Here is an 18,111-nt window from a genome sequence, read left to right on the forward strand (position 1 = left end):
CGCATCGACCGTTGCGAGGCCCCCATGCCCCCGACCGACGACCAGACCGCCGCCCCGACCGCCACCCCGCCCTCCGGTCCCTCCGGTCCCTCCGGTCCTACCGGGCTCCGCCCCGGCCCCGGAGCCTCCGCCCCGCTGCGGGCCCGGCTAGCCTTCCGGCGCTGGCGCCGCACCCGGCCCTTCTGGGCGGGGATCTGGACCGGGCTCGGCGGCTTCGTGATCTTCTTCCTGCCGCTGGCCCCGCTCGGCAAGATCCTGCAGATCGGCGTCGGCGGCATCGCGGGCATGGCCGGCGGGGTCGTCCTGATGGCGATGGCCCTGCTGATCCTGCTGCTGCCCGGCCAGCGGCACACGGCGGGCGTCATCGCCGTGATCGCCGGAGTCGCCTCGTTCCCGCTCTCCAACCTCGGCGGCCTGTTCCTGGGCATGTTCCTCGCCGTGCTCGGCGGCTCGATGGCCTTCTCCTGGCTGCCCGGCAAGCCGGCCGGACGCCCGCGGCGCCGCCGCGCCCACGAGGGGAGCGCGACCGCATGAGTCCCCTGCCCGGCCCCCGCGAGGCCGCCCGCTCCCTGGCCCGCGCCGCCGCCGCGTGGAACACCGCCATGCTCGCCGAGGCGGCGGACGGCACCCGCCGCGGCACCCGGTGGGGGCGCGGCGCGTTCGCCTTCGTCCCCTCCGCGCTCGCCGTCGGCGCGCTCGGCGCCGCCCTGGCCCAAGGGGCCCTCGCCGCCAACTTCAGCGTCACGGGCCAGCCCTTCTCGCTCACCTCCAACGGCATCTCGGGCACCGGCTTCGGGGCCATCGTGAACACCCCGCCGGTCGGGCGCCCCGACGGCGGTACGACGACCGACACCGGCATGGCCCGGGTCGGCTTCGCCAGCGCGGGCCTCGCCGGACTGTGCGGGATCGTCCACCAGTCGATCGCCGGGGTGCCGTACTCCCTGCTCCTGACGGCCGGCCAGAAGGTGACCGCGACCCCGCCCGGCACCTTCACCACCGACATCGACGCCTCGAACCTGTTCATCCAGGCCACCGAACTGAAGTCGTACGGCCCCACCACCCTCCAGAACGCGGTGATCGGCCAGTCCGCCGACCAGGTCCTCGTGGACGGCAAGCCGCTCACCGGCGCCGTCCCCGGCGGCTTCGGGCTCGGCTCGGCCGGCGGACCGGGCGGCAGCTCGGTCACCCTGCACGGCCTGAACGCCACGGCCTACGACGCCGAGATCGCGGGCGCCCTGGTGCTGCCCCAGCTCGACATCCGGATCGTCGGCGGATCGGCGGCGACGTGCTGAGCGCGGCGGCCTCGCGCGCGGCCCTCGCGCGCGCCTGGTTCCGGGCCTTCCGGCGGACCCGGCCGTTCTGGGGCGCGGTGTGGCTGGTGGCGGGCGGGTGGACCGTGCTGCGCCTCTCCCTCAGCTCGGTCCAGCTGATCGTCAGCACCGGCTTCGGCGCGCTGGCCGGCTACCTCACCGGCGGCGGGATGATCCTGTGCGGCCTCGTCCCGCTGGTGGCCCCCCGGCAGCGCTACACCTTCGGCCTGATCGGCAGCGTGCTGGCCGTCGTCTCGCTCGTCGTGTCCAACCTGGGCGGCTTCCTCCTCGGCATGGCGCTGGGGGTGCTCGGCGGCGCGATGCTGGTCGGCTGGGGCCCGAAGCGGCCGCGCCGGAGCCGGCTCCAGGAGGCGCGATGAGCGGGATGCGGGCCTGGCGCCGGGCCCTCGTCGTCGGCGCCGTCCTCCTGGTCGCCGTCGCCACCGCGATCGGGCCCCGGCAGCTCAGCGGCGCCGCGCCCCGGGCCGCCGCGCCCGTGCCGATGGGGGTGCCGTTCCTGCCCTCGCCCGACCCCCTGGACGTGCGGATCGACAGCCTGCTCGCCGTCTCCCTCACGGTCGAGAAGGACGTGACGATCCGGCTCTCCGACGGCAGCGAGGTGCGGACCAACAAGTACACCTTCACCAAACTGAGGATCCGCCGCCACATGAACGTGACCCAGCGCGCGGCGGGTCACACCCTCACCATCGACGTGCCGGACGAGGGCTCGCTCGGCGGCTACGACAGCGCGGGCAAGGCCGAGACGACCGTGATGTGGGGCCGCATCGACCGCATCTGCGTCCTGCTCATCGCCTGCAACGTCCAGGGACTGCTCGACTGGTTCGGCCAGTTCATCCCCCTCACCGCGGGCGCCACCGAGTTCGCGGGCACGATCTACGCGATCCGCACCGTCGACGACCACGCCGCCCTCGGCAGCACCGACAACCCCGTCCACCTGCCCGGCACGATCACGGTGACGAGCCCGTGAGCGGCGCCCCGGCCCCCGTGGAGGGGCGCACCCACTGGCGCCGCTCGCTCGCCGTCGCGCTGCCCGCCCTGCTCGTGGCGGGCGCCCTCGCCGGCGCGATGGCCCGGGGCGCGCTCGCCGTCGGGCTGCGGATGCAGGACCGGCCCGTCGACTTCACCACCAGCAGCCTGTACGGCACGCAGTACGGCGCCGCCGTCGTCGACCAGGCCGTCGCCCGGCCCGACGGCACCACCGGCACCGTGCGCGTACTGCGGATGGGCTTCGCCGACGGAGTCCTCAACGGGCTGTGCCTGAGCCAGCGCCAGCAGATCGCGGGACTCACGTACACCCTGCTGCTGACCCTCGGCGACGGCGACCCCGGGACCTGGGAGATCAGGACCAGGAACACCGTCCTCGACCTGCGGACCGCCACCGGCACGCTCGACATGGACGGGATCGTCGACCTCAACGTCAACGGCGCCGACGTGCGGACCGTGAAGGACGCCTCGGGCGGCTACGTCGTCAACCCGCTGGACAGCCCGCAGCACCGCTTCGGGATCCAGGCCCGCTACGCCAAGTTCGACGCGATCACCGGCACCGCCCAGGACATGCAGATCCCCGGCCTGCTGACCACCCCGCGGCTGAGCCTGTCGGTGAAGCGCGGCACGGTCGCCTGCCCGGGACCGGCCGAACCGACGGGCACGCCGGGGACGCCCGGGATGCCCTAGCGGGTGGCTAGCCCCGGTCCTCCGGTATAAGCGCGAACGCCTCGATCTCGAGGAGGAGTTCGGGCCGGACCAGGGCGCTCACCTGCACCGCCGAGCTCGCCGGGAGCGGCGCCGCGCCGAAGGCGGCGTCACGGGCGGCGCGGACCGCGGGCAGGTGCGCCACGTCCGTCACGAAGTACGTCAGCTTCACGACGTCCCCGAAACCCGCGTCGGCCGAGGCCAGGCAGCGGCGCAGGTTGTCGAAGACCTGATGGGCCTGCGCCGCCGGGTCGCCGACGCCGACGACCGCCCCCGAGGCGTCGAAGGCGCACTGCCCGGACACGGCCACGAACCGGCCGGTGCCCCACACCACATGGCTGTACTGGGGGCTCGGCGCGAGGCCCTCGGGCGCGGGCACATGGGTCAGGTGCGTGCTCATGCGTCACATCCTGACGCACGCCACTGACAGTCCGGCCGGGCGGGCCCGGCTCAGTGCCGGTGGCCGAGCAGCCCGTGCAGCGCGGTGCCGGCCGACGGGGCGCCCTCGCGCTTCGCCGCGGCCTTCACCGCCCGGGGCTCCGGCAGCGCCTCGCAGACCGCGTCCGTCTCCGAGCCGGCCGCGCCGCGCGGCACCGTGCCGGTGGCCAGGTACGCGTCGAGGTGGGTGTCGAGGCAGTCGTTGCCGGCCAGGGTCACCCCGTGGTTGCCGCCGCCCTGCTCGACCACGAGGCTGGAGCCGCCCATCATCCGGTGCAGGGCGACCCCGCCCTCGTACGGGGTGGCCGCGTCGTCGGTCGCCTGGAGGATCAGCACCGGGGGGAGCCGGTCGTTGGTGACGTCCGGCGGGGTCAGCGACGCCACCGGCCAGAAGGCGCACGGCGCGTTGTACCAGGCGTTGTTCCAGGTGGAGAACGGCGCCTTGGCGTGCGCCTCCCAGTTGTCCTTGCGCCACACGTTCCAGTCGCGGGGCCAGGCGGCGTCGCGGCACTGGACGCTCGTGTAGACCGAGTAGCCGTTGTCCGCGGCGGCGTCCGCGGCGCCGTAGGTCTCGTAGGCCTTCACCAGCGGCGCGGGGTCGGCGTCGTTGACGTAGGCGGCGAACGCGGCCGCGAGCGGCGGCCAGTAGCCGTCGTAGTAGCCGCCCGGCAGGAAGGTGTCCTCCAGCTCGGCCGGACCGACCTTGCCGCCGGCCGGCTCGGCGCGCAGCGCCTCGCGCATCCGGTACCAGGCCGCGTCGACCTCGGCGGGGTCGGTGCCGAGCCCGTACGTGGCGTCGTTGCGGGCCACCCAGGCGGTGAAGTCCTTGTGCCGGGTGTCGAAGGCGTAGTCCTGCGCGAGGTTGTCCTCGTACCAGACGCCGTGCGGGTTGACGACGGAGTCGAGGGCCATGCGGCGGACCCGCTCGGGGAACAGCCGGGCGTACACGGCGCCCAGGTAGGTGCCGTAGGAGTAGCCGAGGTAGTTGACCTTCGGCGCGCCGAGCGCCGCGCGGATCGCGTCGAGGTCCCGGGCGGTGGAGACGGTGTCGATGTACGGCAGGACGTCGGCGTACTTGTCGCCGCAGGCCTTGGCGAAGGCCTGGGCGCGCTCCATGCCGGCCCGCTCCTCCTCGGCGCCGCGCGGGACGGAGTCGGGGCGGACGGGGGCGAAGTGGCCGGGGCGGCAGTCCAGGGCGGGCTCGCTCCCGCCGACCCCGCGCGGGTCGAAGCCGATGACGTCGTACTGCGCGGCCACCTCCGGCTTGAGCGAGGCCGCCACGTAGCCGGCCATCCCGCGGCCGCTGCCGCCCGGACCGCCCGGGTTGACGAGCAGCGGCCCCTGGTAGGCCTTGGCCGTGTGCGCGACCCGGGTGAGCGCCAGCCGGATCGTCCGGCCGGTGGGGCGGTCGTGGTTCAGCGGCACCTTGAGGGTGGCGCACTGGAGCCTCGGGTAGGCCTTGGTGCCGCAGCCGGTCCAGAGCAGCGGGGCGGCGGGACGGGCGGCCGGGGCGGGCCCGTCGGGGGTGGTGCCGGTGGCTGCGGACGCGGGCAGGACGGTGACCGTCCCGGCGACCAGCGCCCCAGCGGCGATCAGCGTTCCTGCGCGTGGTTTCATACGGCGTCCGTGCCCCGAACACGGTCCGGAAGGACCGGTTCCGGCCAGAGTTGACCCGATCAGAGGACGTTCCGGCGCCCCCGGTACGTCGATTCAGAGCAGGGTCAGCTGTTCGGCGGTCGCAGGCGGCGCGTGGTGGTCGGGCACCGGGATGCGGCGCGGGGCGCCCCGGTGGGCCGGGCCGATGCCGAACTCGGCGGCCAGCTCGTGCACCTGACGGGTGATCCGGCGCTGGTACCAGGTCGGCGCGTACGCCCCGGTCCCGTACATCCGCTCGTACCGCCCCACCAGTTCCGGATGGTGGTGCCGCAGCCAGCCGAAGAACCACTCGCGGGCGCCGGGCCGCAGATGGAGCACGAGCGGGGTGACGGAGGAGGCGCCGGCCTCGGCGATGGCGCGGACCGTGGCGCGCAGCTGCTCGGGGCGGTCGCCCAGGAAGGGCACGACCGGGGCCATCAGGACCCCGCAGTCGATGCCGTGCCCGGCGAAGGCGCGGACGACGTCGAGGCGCCGCTCGGGGGAGGGGGTGCCGGGCTCGATCGTGCGCCAGAGCTCGCGGTCGGTGAAGCCGACGGAGACGGACACGCCGACCTCCGTCACCTCGGCGGCCTGCCGGATGAGCTCCTGGTCGCGCAGGATCAGCGTCCCCTTGGTGAGGACGGAGAACGGGTTGGCGCGGTCCCGCAGCGCCTCGATGATGCCGGGCATCAGCCGGTAGCGGCCCTCGGCGCGCTGGTAGCAGTCCACGTTGGTGCCCATCGCGATGTGGGCGCCCTGCCAGCTCCGGGAGGACAGCCGGGCGCGGAGCAGTTCCGGGGCGTTGACCTTGACCACGATCTGGGAGTCGAAGCCGATCCCGGTGTCGAGGTCCAGATAGGCGTGGGTCTTGCGGGCGAAGCAGTACACGCAGGCGTGCGTGCAGCCCCGGTACGGGTTCACCGTCCATTCGAACGGCATCCGGGAGGCGCCGGGCACCCGGTTGACGATCGACCGGGCCCGCACCTCGTGGAAGGTGATGCCGCGGAACTCGGGCGTGTCGAACGTGCGGGTGGTGACCGCGTCCGTACCGAACAGGGCGATGTCGGCGGGCGCGGCCGGCGTGGCGGCGGTGGCGGGGCTGTCGGCCAGACGGTCCCATCGCATGGCGCCTCCTCGGTGGCGGGGGTGGGAACCAGAATAGAACACATGTTCCCTTGATCGCCGCAACCCGGATTTCGCACCCCGGCGCGCAGGTGGTTGGCTTGGCCCGCACCTTCGAGAAACCCCGAGAACCAAGCTGGAGGACCCCCATGGCGCAGGTCGAGGCCACGACGGAGCGGATCATCGCCGCCGGCCCGGAGGACGTGTTCGACGCCCTGGCCGACTACAGCGGCACCCGGCCGAAGCTGCTCCCCGAGCACTTCAGCGAGTACGAGGTGCGCGAGGGCGGCGACGGCCAGGGCACCCTCGTCCACTGGAAGCTGCAGGCCACCAGCAAGCGCGTCCGCGACTGCCTCCTGGAGGTCAGCGAGCCCACCGACGGGCAGCTCGTCGAGAAGGACCGCAACTCCTCCATGGTCACGACCTGGACCGTCACCCCGGCCGGCGAGGGCAAGGCGAAGGTCGTCGTCAGCACCGTCTGGAACGGCGCGGGCGGCATCGGCGGCTTCTTCGAGAAGACCTTCGCCCCCAAGGGCCTCGGCCGCATCTACGACGCCGTGCTCGACAAGCTGGCGGCCGAGGTCGGCAAGTAGACCCGGGAGGGAGCCGCCGAGCGGCGCTCCCGAGAAGTAGCCTCGGGAAACGGTCGGGGAAGTAACGCCCCGATCCGTCACCGATTCGAGTGGTTTCCCCGCGACCCCCGCACGAGCGCCCGGCGCACCCAGGGGTCGCGGGAAGCCCCGTAAACGCCCTGATGAGCGCCCCAAGTGCGCCGTCCTCCAGGGGGGTTAGGGCCCCGTCGCCCCACCTCCCTCCCGTCCCGCCCGACTTGCTCCCGCTTCGCGCGCAATGCGAAGAATGGCGCGCGCAGACGCCGTGACGAGGGGAGCAGCACGTGGGTGCGATCACGCTGGCGAAGCACGCCCGGGGGCCCGAAGCCGCCCGGGCCGCCCTGGAGAGCGGCGAAACGGTCCCGCTCCTCGCCGAAGGCGCCGAAGGCGGCGACGCCCCGCCCGCCGGCCAGGAACCGCCGTCCGGACCGCAGCCGGGCCTCGACCCCCGACGGGTCCGGCTGGTCTTCTGCGGACTCATGCTCGCGCTGCTGCTCGCCGCGCTGGAGCAGATGATCGTCGCCACCGCCCTGCCGAAGATCGTCGGCGAACTCCAGGGCCTGGACCGGATGTCCTGGGCGATCACCGCCTACCTGCTCACCGCCACCATCAGCCTGCCCGTCTACGGGAAGCTCGGCGATCTCCTCGGCCGCAAGGGCGTCTTCCTCTTCGCCATCGTCGTCTTCGTGATCGGCTCGGGCCTGGCCGGCTGGTCGCGCAGCATGGACGAGCTCATCGCCTTCCGCGCCCTCCAGGGGGCCGGAGCGGGCGGGCTGATGATCGGCGTCCAGGCGATCATCGCCGACATCGTCCCCGCCCGGGAACGCGGCCGCTACATGGGTCTGATCGGCGCCGCCTTCGGACTCGCCTCCGTCGCCGGACCGCTGCTCGGCGGCTTCTTCACCGACCACGTCTCCTGGCGCTGGTGCTTCTACTTCAACGTGCCCTTCGGCCTGGTCACCCTCGCCGTCGTCGCCGTCGTCCTCAAACTCCCCAAGCCCGCGGCCCGGGCCCGCTTCGACGTCCTCGGCGCCCTGCTGCTCGCCGCCGCCTCCACCTGCCTGGTCCTGCTGACCAGTTGGGGCGGCACCCGCTACGCCTGGGACTCCCGGGCCGTCCTCGGCCTCGGCTGCGGCGCCCTCGTGGCCGCCGCCCTCTTCCTCGTGGTCGAGCGCTTCGCCCCCGAACCGCTCATCCCCCTCCGCCTGTTCCGCGACCCCGTCTTCACCGTCACCAGCCTCATCGGCATCGTGGTCGGCATCGCGCTCTTCGGCGCCGCCAGCTACCTGCCCACCTTCCTGCAGATGGTCGAGGGCGCCTCCGCCACCGAGTCCGGCCTGCTCATGCTCCCGCTCATGGGGGGCATCGTGGCCGCCTCCGTCGTCTCCGGCCGGCTCATCAGCCGCACCGGCCGCTACAAGATCCACCCCCTGCTCGGCGGCGCCGTCGCCGCCCTCGGCATGTGGCTGCTCTCCCGCATGGACACCGACACCCCCCGCCTCCAGCACAGCCTCTGGCAGGCCGTGCTCGGCACCGGCATCGGCCTGATCATGCCGGTCCTGGTGCTCGCCGTGCAGAACTCCGTGCGCCCCGCCGACCTCGGCACCGCCACCAGCGCCCACACCTACTTCCGGCAGATCGGCGGCAGCGTCGGCGCCGCGGTCTTCGGCACCCTCGTCGCCTCCCGCCTGGACCACGCCCTCGCCGAACGGCTCCCCGCGGACGGCGCCGCCGCGCTGCCGCCCGCCGACTCGATCACCCCGCAGGCGGTCCACGCGCTGCCGCCCGCCCTGCGCGACGCCTTCGTCCAGGCGTACGCCGACGCGATGCCCCGGATCTTCCTCTACCTCGTGCCGGTCCTCGTGCTCGGCCTCGCCCTCGCCTTCTTCCTCAAGGAGAAACCGCTGGTGTCCCACCACACCCCCGCCCCCGAGGCCCCCGCCACCGACCCGGTCACCCACGCCACCCACGCCGGCACGGTCCCTCCGGCCCGGACGGCGTTCGCCTCCGGGGTGCCGGTCTGCGGCCACGTGCAGCACCCGGACGGGAGCAGCGTCCCGCGAGCGGCCCTCACCCTCATCGACGTCGCGGGCCGGCAGATCGGCCGCGGAGCGAGCGGCGAGGACGGGCGGTACGCCCTCGCCGTACCGGGCTCCGGCGCGTACGTCCTGATCGCGGCCGCAGGCGGCCACCAGCCGCAGGCCGTCTCGGTGACCGTCGGCGAGCGCCCGGTCGACCTGGACGTGGTCCTCGGCGGCGCCGGCCGCCTCGCGGGCAGCGTCCTCACCGCCGACGGCGCCCCCGTGCGGGACGCCGCCGTCACCCTCACCGACGTGCGCGGCGAGGTGGTCGCCAGCACGCGCAGCGGACGCGAGGGGACGTACGCCATGGGGGAGCTGGTCGCGGGGGAGTACACGCTCGCCGCCAGCGCCCCCGCCTTCCGGCCCGCCGCCGTCCCGGTCAGCGTCCAGTCGGCGCGGGAGACCCGCCAGGACATCGAGCTCGCGGGCGGGGCCGTGCTCCGGGGCACCGTGCGGGCCGGCGGCGGACGTCCGGTCGAGGACGCCCGCGTCACCCTCCTCGACGCCGCGGGCAACGTCGTCGACACCCTGACCACCGGCCCCGACGGCACCTTCCGCTTCGTCGACCTGTCCTCCGGCGAGTACACGGTGATCGCCGCCGGGTACCCGCCGGTCGCCACCGTCCTCCAGGTGGCGGGCGGCGGGCGCACCGAGCGCGACCTCCAGCTCGGTCACGAGGACTGAGCCGGCCCCCGGTGGGAGATCAGGAGGCGGTCGTCGCCTTGCGGATCGCGCTGATGCAGGCGCCGATCGCCTCCTGGAGCGCTTCGAGGCGCTGCAGCATGTCCTCCTCGACGACGTCCTCCTCCAGGACCTCGTCCAGGGTCAGCTCCTCGAAGACCTTCGTGGCCTTCTGCAGGCTGTTGTAGAACTTCGTCCGGCGCTCCTGCACCCGCAGCGCCGGGTCAGCCTCCACGGCCTGGGCGACCAGCGTCCTCACCGTGTCGTACGCCTCGCCGGCCCACTCGCCCGCCTCCTCGGAGTCGTCGAGCTCGTCGATGAGCGACAGGTGCCGTTCGGCCTCCGCGCGCAGCTCCGCCGGCGCCTCGACGGTCTGCCCCGCGGGCGTCCTGATCTGTCCGCCCTCGGCGATCTGCCGGACGTAGCCGATCCGGTCGGCCGCCTTCGCCTCCTGGGCCACCGCCTTCTTCAGGTCGCCGGTGCGGGCGATCGCCCGGGCCATCTCGGTCTGCAGCGCCGGGTCCTCCTTCATCCGGTCGAGCAGCGCGCCGCGCGCCGCCTCGGCCGTGCCCGGGTCGGCGAGGATGGCCGCCCGCAGCGCGGTCGGGTTCTCGGCCACCTCCAGCGCCTTGGTCGGCTTGATGCCCTCGGCCTCGGCCGCCGCGGTGATCGCGTGGCCGCGCACGGAGGTCGCGCTGGAGCGGGAGGAGTAGTACGACAGCCAGACGTCGGCCTCCGGCAGCTCGACGTCCGCGCCGGGGACCAGCGCCTCGAACTGCGGCACCAGGCCGTCGTCCGCGGCCATGTCCCAGGCCTTGTAGTAGCGCATGACCCGCTCGGGGGAGCAGCCGGCGAGTTCGGCGAAGGCCTTCGCCGAGACCTTCTCCGTGCCCTCGGCGGCCTGGCCGCCCGGCCGCACGCTCCGCGCCACCTTGAGCGCGAACGCCCAGCCGCCCGTCCGGGCGTACACCCCGAAGTCGCGGGCGTCACGGACGACGGCCTCGGCGACGGCCTCCGCGGCGGGTTCGACCCACTCGCCGGTGTCGATCACGACGGGGGCCTCGTCGAGGTCGGTGTCGACGTCGGCGGGGGTCTCGGACGGGGCGAGCGAGGTGGTCACCGAGGGGTCTCCTGGGGTGTGCGGGCCTGCGGGGGCGAGAAAACTGCGCCCGTCAGCCTATACGTACGAGATGAAAGGATTCGCCCCGAATCACCGGCCGAACCGTCACCCGGAGACGGGCCCGGAGCGGGGCCGCGTCACCGCCACTGGTCCACGCCTCCGACACTTTTCCACAGGGGTGGTCGGGCCCGCCGGTCGGCGCGTACGGTGCCAGGCATGAAGATCCTGATCAGCGCCGACATGGAAGGCGCCACCGGTGTGACCTGGCCCGCCGACGTGCTGCCCGGCACCCCCCAGTGGGAGCGGTGCCGGTCCCTGTTCACCTCGGACGTGAACGCGGCGGTGCTCGGCTTCTTCGACGGCGGCGCCGACGAGGTGCTGATCAACGAGGCGCACTGGACCATGCGCAACCTCCTGCTGGAGCGGCTCGACGAGCGGGCCGAGATGCTCACCGGGCGGCACAAGTCGCTCTCCATGGTCGAGGGCGTCCAGCACGGGGACGTCGACGGCGTCGCCTTCGTCGGCTACCACACCGGGGCGGGTGCCGAGGGGGTCCTCGCGCACACCTACCTCGCCAACTCCATCACCGGGGTCTGGCTCGACGGGGTCCGCGCCAGCGAGGGCCTGCTCAACGCGCACGTGGTCGCCGAGTTCGGGGTCCCCGTCGTCCTCGTCACCGGCGACGACCTCACCTGCGAGGACGCCCTGGGGTACGCGCCGGAGGCGCACAAGGTCGCCGTCAAGGACCACGTCTCGCGGTACGCGGCGGTGTGCCGGACGCCCGCCAGGACGGCCGCCGACATCCGTGCGGCCGCCAAGGCCGCGGCCTCGCTGGCCGTGCGGCACGAGCCGGTCGCCGGCGGACCGTTCACGGTGGAGCTGGAGTTCGACGCGGAGCACCTGGCCGCCGCCGCCACGGTGGTCCCCGGAGCCGGGCGGAGTGGCGAACGCAAGGTCGCCTACACCAGCGAGACGATGTACGAGGCGATTCGCACGTTCAAGGCGGTCACGACCATCGTCTCCGCCGCGGTGGAGGAACAGTATGGCTGAGGAGAACCGGGGGACCGAGGAGGTCCGGGGCCCGGACGCGACGGCGCTCGACGAGGTGGTCACCTTCACCTCCGAGCTGATCAGGATCGACACCACCAACCGCGGCGGCGGCGACTGCCGCGAGCGGCCCGCCGCCGAGTACGTGGCGCAGCGGCTCGCCGACACCGGCCTCGAACCGGCCCTGCTGGAACGGACCCCCGGCCGCACCAACGTCGTCGCGCGCATCGCGGGCACCGATCCGACGGCCGAGGCCCTGCTCGTCCACGGCCACCTGGACGTCGTCCCGGCCGAGGCCGCCGACTGGACCGTGCACCCGTTCTCCGGGGAGGTCCGCGACGGCGTCGTGTGGGGGCGCGGGGCCGTCGACATGAAGAACATGGACGCGATGGTGCTCGCCGTCGTCCGCTCCTGGGCCCGGGAGGGCTTCCGGCCCCGCCGCGACATCGTCCTCGCCTACACCGCCGACGAGGAGGCCAGCGCCGAGGACGGCTCCGGCTTCCTGGCCGACCGGCACCCCGGCCTCTTCGAGGGCTGCACGGAGGGCATCAGCGAGTCGGGCGCCTTCAGCTTCCACCCCGACCCGGGGACCACCCTCTACCCGATCGCGGCGGGCGAGCGCGGCACCGCCTGGATCAAGCTCACCGCCCACGGCCGGGCCGGCCACGGATCCAAGGTCAACACGGCCAACGCGGTCACCCGGCTCGCCTCGGCCGTCGCCCGGATCGGCGCCCACGCCTGGCCCGTCCGGCTCACCCCGACCGTCCGCGCCGCGCTCCGCGAACTGGCCGCGCTGTACGGGATCGAGGTCGACGTCGACGCCCGCGACTTCGACACCGACCTGCTCCTGGAGAAGCTCGGCCCGGCCGCGGCCCTCGTCGAACCCACCGTGCGCAACAGCGCCAACCCCACGATGCTGGACGCGGGCTACAAGGTGAACGTGATCCCGGGCCAGGCCGTGGCCTACGTCGACGGGCGGACCGTGCCCGGCGGCGAGGAGGAGTTCATCGCGACCATGGACCGGCTCACCGGCCCGGACGTCTCCTGGGAGTTCCACCACCGCGAGGTGCCCCTCCAGGCGCCGGTCGACTCGCCGACCTTCGCCAAGCTGCGCGCCGCCGTCGAGCACGTCGACCCGGCCGGGCACGTCGTCCCCTTCTCCATGTCGGGCGGCACCGACGCCAAGCAGTTCTCCCGCCTCGGCATCACCGGCTACGGCTTCTCGCCGCTGAAGCTGCCGCCCGAGCTCGACTACGGGGCGCTCTTCCACGGCGTCGACGAACGCGTCCCCGTGGACGCGCTGCACTTCGGCGTCCGCGTCCTCGACCGCTATCTGCGGACCGCCTGACACCCGTCCCGCAGAAGGTCGCGGCAGCCCGCCGCGACCATGACACCCACCGTTCCGCACGCTCCACCCAGGGGGGATCGAGATGGTAACCACGGCCGCCTACGGCAGCTGGCCGTCACCCATCGGCGCCGCGCTCGCCGCCGCACGCGACGGGCGGCCCGACCACGTCGGGGTGCTCGGCGACGAGGTGTGGTGGACCGCACCGCGTCCCGCCGAGGGCGGCCGACGCGCCCTCGTGCGCCGCCGGCCCGACGGCACCGAGGAATCCGTGCTGCCCGCCCCGTGGAACGTCCGCAGCCGGGTCATCGAGTACGGCGGACAGCCCTGGGCCGGCACGGTGCGGGCCGACGGCTCGCCGCTCCTCGTCTTCTGCCACTTCCCCGACCAGCGGCTCTACGCCCACGAACCGGACGCCGGGCCCGGTGCCGAGCCCCGGCCGCTCACCCCGGTCTCGGCGACCGGCGGCGGGCTGCGCTGGGCGGACCCGGTGGTCCACGCCGAGCGGGGCGAGGTCTGGTGCGTCCTGGAGGAGTTCACCGGGCCCGCGCCGACCGACGTGCGCCGGGTGATCGCCGCCGTTCCCCTGGACGGCTCCGCCGCCGAGGACCGCTCCCGGGTGCGCGAACTCTCCGACGGCCGGCACCGGTTCGTCACCGGACCGCGGCTCTCGCCCGACGGCCGGCAGGTCGCCTGGATCGGCTGGGACCACCCCCGGATGCCCTGGGACGGCACCGAGGTCCAGCTCGCCGCGATCGCCGAGGACGGCACCTTCCACGACGCCCGCACCGTCGCCGGCGGCCCCGAGGAGTCCGTGCCCCAGGTCGGCTGGACCGCCGACGGGCGGCTGCTCCACCTCAGCGACCGCACCGGCTGGTGGAACCTCTACCGCACCGAGGAGGACGGCTCCCAGGCCGCGCTCTGCCCCCGCCCCGAGGAGTTCGGCGGACCGCTCTGGACGCTCGGCCGGAGCTGGTTCGCCCCGCTGGAGAGCGGACTGATCGCCGTCGTCCACGGCAACGGCGCCACCGCCCTCGGCATACTCGACCCCGACAGCGGCGAACTCGTCGACGCGGCCGGCCCCTGGACCGAGTGGTCCCCGACCCTCGCCGTCCACGGCACCCGGGTCGTCGGCGTGGCCGCCGGACCCCGCAGCGGCGCCGAGGTCGTCGAGCTCGACACCCGCACCGGCCGCACCCGGGTGACCGGCTCCGCCCACGACGACCCGGTCGACCCCGCGTACTACCCCGAACCCCTGATCCGCACCTTCTCCGGACCCGACGGCCGCGAGATCCACGCCCACGTGTACCCGCCGCACAGCCCCGACCGGACCGCGCCCGGCGCGGAGCTCCCGCCCTACGTGGTGTGGGCGCACGGCGGCCCCACCGGGCACGCCCCGCTCGTCCTCGACCTGGAGATCGCCTACTTCACCTCCCGGGGCATCGGCGTCGCCGAGGTCAACTACGGCGGCTCCACCGGCTACGGGCGGGAGTACCGCGAACGGCTCCGTGAGCAGTGGGGGGTGGTCGACGTGGAGGACTGCGCCGCCGTCGCCCGCGCGCTCGCCGACGAGGGCACCGCCGACCCGGACCGCCTCGCGATCCGCGGCGGCAGCGCGGGCGGCTGGACCACCGCCGCCTCCCTCGTGCACAGCGACGTCTACGCCTGCGGCACGATTATCTACCCCATCCTCGACCTCACCGGCTGGGCCGTCGACGAGACCCACGACTTCGAGTCGCAGTACCTGCACTCGCTGATCGGCCCGCTCGACGAGGTGCCCGCCCGCTACCGGGAGCGTTCCCCGCTGGAGCACGTCGAGCGGATCACCGCGCCCTTCCTGCTGCTCCAGGGGCTCGACGACGTCATCTGCCCGCCCGTGCAGGCCGAGCGCTTCCTCGCCCGGATGGCCGGCCGGGGCGTCCCGCACGCCTACGTCGCCTTCGAGGGCGAGGGGCACGGCTTCCGCAGGGCCGACACGATGATCCGCGCCCTCGAAGCCGAACTCGCCCTCTACGTGCGGACCTTCGGCATCGACCGGACGGACGTCCCCGAGCTGGAGCTCCGGAAGTGACCCGCACGGCCGGCGTGGCCGGGGCGACGGGCGCCGACCCGGCCACGCAGGTCCCCGCGCTCACCCGCCCGCCCCGGCTGCGCCCCGGTGCCCGCGTGGCCGTCGTCGCGCCCAGCGGGCCCATCCCGGAGGACCGGCTCCAGGCCGGCCTCGACATCCTCCGCGGCTGGGAGCTCGACCCGGTCGTGGCCCCGCACGTCCTCGACACCCACCCCCGCCTCGGCTACCTCGCCGGCGCGGACGAGGACCGCGCCCGCGACCTCACCGAGGCCTGGTGCGACCCGGACGTCTCCGCCGTGTTCTGCGCCCGCGGCGGCTACGGCGCCCAGCGGATGGTCGACCTCGTCGACTGGGCGGCGCTGCGGGCCGCGGGCCCCAAGGTCCTCGTCGGGTACAGCGACATCACCGCCCTGCACGAGGCCTTCGCCACCCGGCTCGGCCTCGCGACCCTGCACGGCCCCATGATCGCGGCCGCCGCGTTCCTCCAGGACCCGCACACCCGCGAGTCCCTGCGGGCCACCCTCTTCGAACCCGAGACGGTGCGCACGATCGCCACGGCGACGGCCGGGGCCCTGGCGCCGGGCCGGGCCCGCGGGGTCACCCTCGGCGGCTGCGTCAGCCTGCTCGCCGCCGAGCTCGGCACCCCGCACGCCCGGCCCTCCGCCCGCGGCGGGCTGCTGCTCCTGGAGGACGTGGGGGAGGAGCCGTACCGCCTGGACCGGATCCTCACCCAACTGCTGCGCTCCGGCCGGCTGGACGGGGTCGCCGGGATCGGTCTCGGCTCCTGGGAGGAGTGCGGGCCGTACGAGGAGGTCCGCGCGGTGCTCGCCGACCGGCTCGGCGGGCTCGGGGTCCCGGTCGTCGAGCGGATGGGCTTCGGTCACGAGGCGAGCGCGCCGACCGTGCCGTTCGGGATCCCGGGCGTGCTGGACGCGGAGGCGGGGACGCTGACGCTGGAGGTGCCGGCCCTGAGCTGACCGGCGCGAAGCCGCGCGGCCCGGAGGCGCGCGGTCCCGGAGACGTACGCCCCTTTCGCTGAATCTCCGTCAACAAGCCCGGTCCGGCGCGTTGACGGGCAGTGACGCGCGTCACACGATGGGTGCGGATGGGTGCCCGCCCGCAGGCGGGCACCCCGTGCGTCCTCGGTGTGGAGGTCCCCGTGTCCCGTGTCCCGCCCCGCTCCCGCAGGCTGCTCGCGCTCACGGCCGGGGCCGCGCTGGCCGTGCCCCTCGCGCTCGCCGCGCCGGCGCGGGGCGCCGAGGCCGGCACGTACACCGTCACCCCGCTGAGCTTCACGGTCCAGGCGGGCGGGCGCCGGTGCACCGTGGACGCCGACCTCTACCGGCCCGAGGGCGTGGACGCCGCCCACCCGGCCCCGGCCGTCCTCGCCACCAACGGCTTCGGCGGCAGCAAGGCCGACGGCACCACCGACGCCCTCGGCAGGGCGGTCGCCGCCCGCGGCTACGTCGCCCTCGTCTACTCGGGCCTCGGCTTCGGCCGGACCGGCTGCCTTATCTCGCTCGACGACCCGCTCGTGGACGGGAAGGCGGCCACCCGGCTCGTCGACTTCCTGGCCGGCGCCCGCGCCGCCGACGACGGCACCCGCGTGGACTTCGTGACCCGGGACGGCACGGGCGACCCCCGGGTCGGCATGGTCGGCGGCTCCTACGGCGGCGCCGTCCAGCTCGCCACCGCCTCCGTCGACCCCCGGCTCGACGCGCTCGTCCCGCTCATCACCTGGAACGACCTCGCCTACTCCCTCGCCCCCAACGGCGCCGACCGCGCCACCCCCGGGGTCTTCAAGTGGCAGTGGGCCAACGCCTTCTACCTGATGGGCGAGGGCCAGCCGCTGCTCGTGCCCTCGCTCGACCCCAGCCGGATCAACTCGCTGAGCTGCCTGCACTTCGTCACCGACGCCTGCGACACCGTCCGGCTGCTCAACTCCGGCCGGTACCCGGAGGGCGAGACCAAGAAGGTCCTCGACTTCGCCCGCAGCGTCTCCCCGGTCTCCTACCTCGACCGGGTCAAGGCCCCCACGCTGCTCGTCCAGGGCCAGGCCGACAGCCTGTTCAACCTCAACGAGGCCCGGGCCACCTACGAGCGGCTGGAGAGCAGGGGCGTCGAGACCCGCATGATCTGGCAGTCCTGGGGTCACAGCGGAGGGCAGAAGCCCGGCGAACTCGACCTCGGACAGGGGGACCTGGAGAGCAGCTACGTCGGCCGGCGGGTGCTCGCCTGGTTCGACCGCCACCTGCGCGGCGACCGCACGGCCGACACCGGCCCCGAGTTCGCCTACTACCGGGACTGGGAGAGCGGCTACGGCACCGCGGCCGCCGTGCCCGCGCTCAGCCAGAAGCTCTACCTCTCCGGCGACGGCAGGCTCGTCGACGACCGCGCCGAGGTCGCCCGCGGCTCCCGCTGGTACCTCAACTGGCCGCTGCCGACCAGCCACTCCGAGTCCTCGATCGCCGGCCTGGTCGGACTGCCCGACCCCGCGCCGTACGACCTGGCGGGCACCTACCTCGGCTGGCGCAGCGCCCCGCTCACCGCCCCCGCGGACCTCGTCGGCTCGCCCCGCGCGACCCTCCGGGTGCGCGCGCCGGGCACCGAGCGGGTCCAGGACTCCGGCGACGCCGCCGACAAGCTGGTCCTCTTCGCCAAGCTCTACGACCTCGCCCCCGACGGCACCCGGACCCTGGTCAACCGGCTCGTCGCCCCGGTCCGGGTGCCGGACGTGACCCGGCCCTTCACCGTCGAACTCCCGGGCATCGTGCACCGCTACGCGACCGGCCACCGCCTGGAGTTCGTCATCGCGGCCAGCGACACCGCGTACGTCGGCAACCGGGGCATCAGGCCCGTGACCGTCACCAGCGCCCCCGAGGACACGGGGACGCTGGAACTGCCCCTGGTGCGGGGGCGGGTCGGCTGAGTACGTGA

Annotated in this window: 16 protein-coding genes; 12 read left to right on the forward strand and 4 right to left on the reverse strand. The window is 74.4% G+C overall.

Annotated features, from left to right (window positions below; translation table 11 throughout):
- The first annotated feature begins 24 nt into the window (after positions 1-24).
- From ABD981_RS07810 to ABD981_RS07830, 5 genes are read left to right on the forward strand one after another with little or no spacing between them, the layout of a single operon-like run.
- Positions 25-534: a DUF6114 domain-containing protein gene (locus ABD981_RS07810; RefSeq protein WP_276205606.1), complete on the forward strand. Its 510-nt coding sequence runs from the start codon at positions 25-27 to the stop codon at positions 532-534.
- On the forward strand, positions 531-1,292 hold the full coding sequence (locus tag ABD981_RS07815) for a DUF6230 family protein (RefSeq protein ID WP_046910708.1): 762 nt from the start codon (positions 531-533) through the stop codon (positions 1,290-1,292). The genes ABD981_RS07810 and ABD981_RS07815 overlap by 4 nt, the downstream gene beginning before the upstream one ends.
- A complete protein-coding gene (locus ABD981_RS07820; protein WP_240495410.1) occupies positions 1,286-1,690 on the forward strand; it encodes a DUF6114 domain-containing protein in 405 nt (134 codons plus the stop codon). The genes ABD981_RS07815 and ABD981_RS07820 overlap by 7 nt, the downstream gene beginning before the upstream one ends.
- Positions 1,687-2,298, forward strand: a complete 612-nt coding sequence (locus ABD981_RS07825) for a hypothetical protein (protein WP_240495411.1) — start codon at positions 1,687-1,689, stop codon at positions 2,296-2,298. Before ABD981_RS07820 ends, ABD981_RS07825 begins: the two co-directional genes overlap by 4 nt.
- Positions 2,295-3,005: a DUF6230 family protein gene (locus ABD981_RS07830; protein ID WP_046910709.1), complete on the forward strand. Its 711-nt coding sequence runs from the start codon at positions 2,295-2,297 to the stop codon at positions 3,003-3,005. Before ABD981_RS07825 ends, ABD981_RS07830 begins: the two co-directional genes overlap by 4 nt.
- A gap of 7 nt (positions 3,006-3,012) precedes the next feature.
- On the opposite strand, the gene ABD981_RS07835 is transcribed toward ABD981_RS07830, so the two are convergent.
- The 3 genes from ABD981_RS07835 to ABD981_RS07845 form a co-directional block, all read right to left on the reverse strand.
- The gene (locus tag ABD981_RS07835; protein WP_046910710.1) at positions 3,013-3,423 is read right to left on the reverse strand and encodes a RidA family protein; all 411 of its coding nucleotides are present in this window, start codon (positions 3,421-3,423) and stop codon (positions 3,013-3,015) included.
- Positions 3,424-3,473: 50 nt separating this feature from the next.
- Positions 3,474-5,078 (reverse strand): alpha/beta hydrolase, encoded by a 1,605-nt coding sequence (locus ABD981_RS07840; RefSeq protein ID WP_046910711.1) that lies wholly within the window; start codon positions 5,076-5,078, stop codon positions 3,474-3,476.
- Between the two features lie 93 nt (positions 5,079-5,171).
- The gene (locus ABD981_RS07845) at positions 5,172-6,221 is read right to left on the reverse strand and encodes an Rv2578c family radical SAM protein (RefSeq protein WP_046910712.1); all 1,050 of its coding nucleotides are present in this window, start codon (positions 6,219-6,221) and stop codon (positions 5,172-5,174) included.
- A gap of 146 nt (positions 6,222-6,367) precedes the next feature.
- Here ABD981_RS07845 and ABD981_RS07850 point away from each other — a divergent pair, with 146 nt between their 5' ends.
- The gene (locus ABD981_RS07850; protein WP_046910713.1) at positions 6,368-6,811 is read left to right on the forward strand and encodes an SRPBCC family protein; all 444 of its coding nucleotides are present in this window, start codon (positions 6,368-6,370) and stop codon (positions 6,809-6,811) included.
- 359 nt (positions 6,812-7,170) lie between these two features.
- Positions 7,171-9,594 (forward strand): MFS transporter, encoded by a 2,424-nt coding sequence (locus ABD981_RS07855; RefSeq protein WP_046910732.1) that lies wholly within the window; start codon positions 7,171-7,173, stop codon positions 9,592-9,594.
- Positions 9,595-9,613: 19 nt separating this feature from the next.
- Here ABD981_RS07855 and ABD981_RS07860 read toward each other — a convergent pair whose 3' ends face one another.
- Positions 9,614-10,711 carry a hypothetical protein gene (locus tag ABD981_RS07860; RefSeq protein ID WP_123954991.1) on the reverse strand — a complete coding sequence of 366 codons (1,098 nt, stop codon included), beginning with the start codon at positions 10,709-10,711 and terminating at the stop codon, positions 9,614-9,616.
- Between the two features lie 216 nt (positions 10,712-10,927).
- On the opposite strand from ABD981_RS07860, the gene ABD981_RS07865 reads away from it, so the two are divergent.
- The 5 genes from ABD981_RS07865 (at position 10,928) to ABD981_RS07885 (ending at position 18,103) form a co-directional block, all read left to right on the forward strand.
- Positions 10,928-11,761 (forward strand): M55 family metallopeptidase, encoded by an 834-nt coding sequence (locus ABD981_RS07865; RefSeq protein WP_046910714.1) that lies wholly within the window; start codon positions 10,928-10,930, stop codon positions 11,759-11,761.
- Complete coding sequence (locus ABD981_RS07870; RefSeq protein WP_046910715.1) at positions 11,754-13,106, forward strand: M20/M25/M40 family metallo-hydrolase; 1,353 nt, start codon at positions 11,754-11,756, stop codon at positions 13,104-13,106. The genes ABD981_RS07865 and ABD981_RS07870 overlap by 8 nt, the downstream gene beginning before the upstream one ends.
- 82 nt (positions 13,107-13,188) lie before the next feature.
- Positions 13,189-15,174, forward strand: coding sequence for a prolyl oligopeptidase family serine peptidase (locus ABD981_RS07875; RefSeq protein ID WP_046910716.1), 1,986 nt, complete (start codon positions 13,189-13,191; stop codon positions 15,172-15,174).
- Entirely contained in the window at positions 15,171-16,151 is a 981-nt protein-coding gene (locus tag ABD981_RS07880; protein WP_382748315.1) for a S66 peptidase family protein, read from the forward strand. The genes ABD981_RS07875 and ABD981_RS07880 overlap by 4 nt, the downstream gene beginning before the upstream one ends.
- A 170-nt stretch (positions 16,152-16,321) precedes the next feature.
- A complete protein-coding gene (locus tag ABD981_RS07885) occupies positions 16,322-18,103 on the forward strand; it encodes a CocE/NonD family hydrolase (protein WP_046910735.1) in 1,782 nt (593 codons plus the stop codon).
- The last annotated feature ends 8 nt before the right edge of the window (positions 18,104-18,111 follow it).

This window comes from Streptomyces showdoensis (assembly GCF_039535475.1).
Lineage (GTDB): Bacteria > Actinomycetota > Actinomycetes > Streptomycetales > Streptomycetaceae > Streptomyces > Streptomyces showdoensis.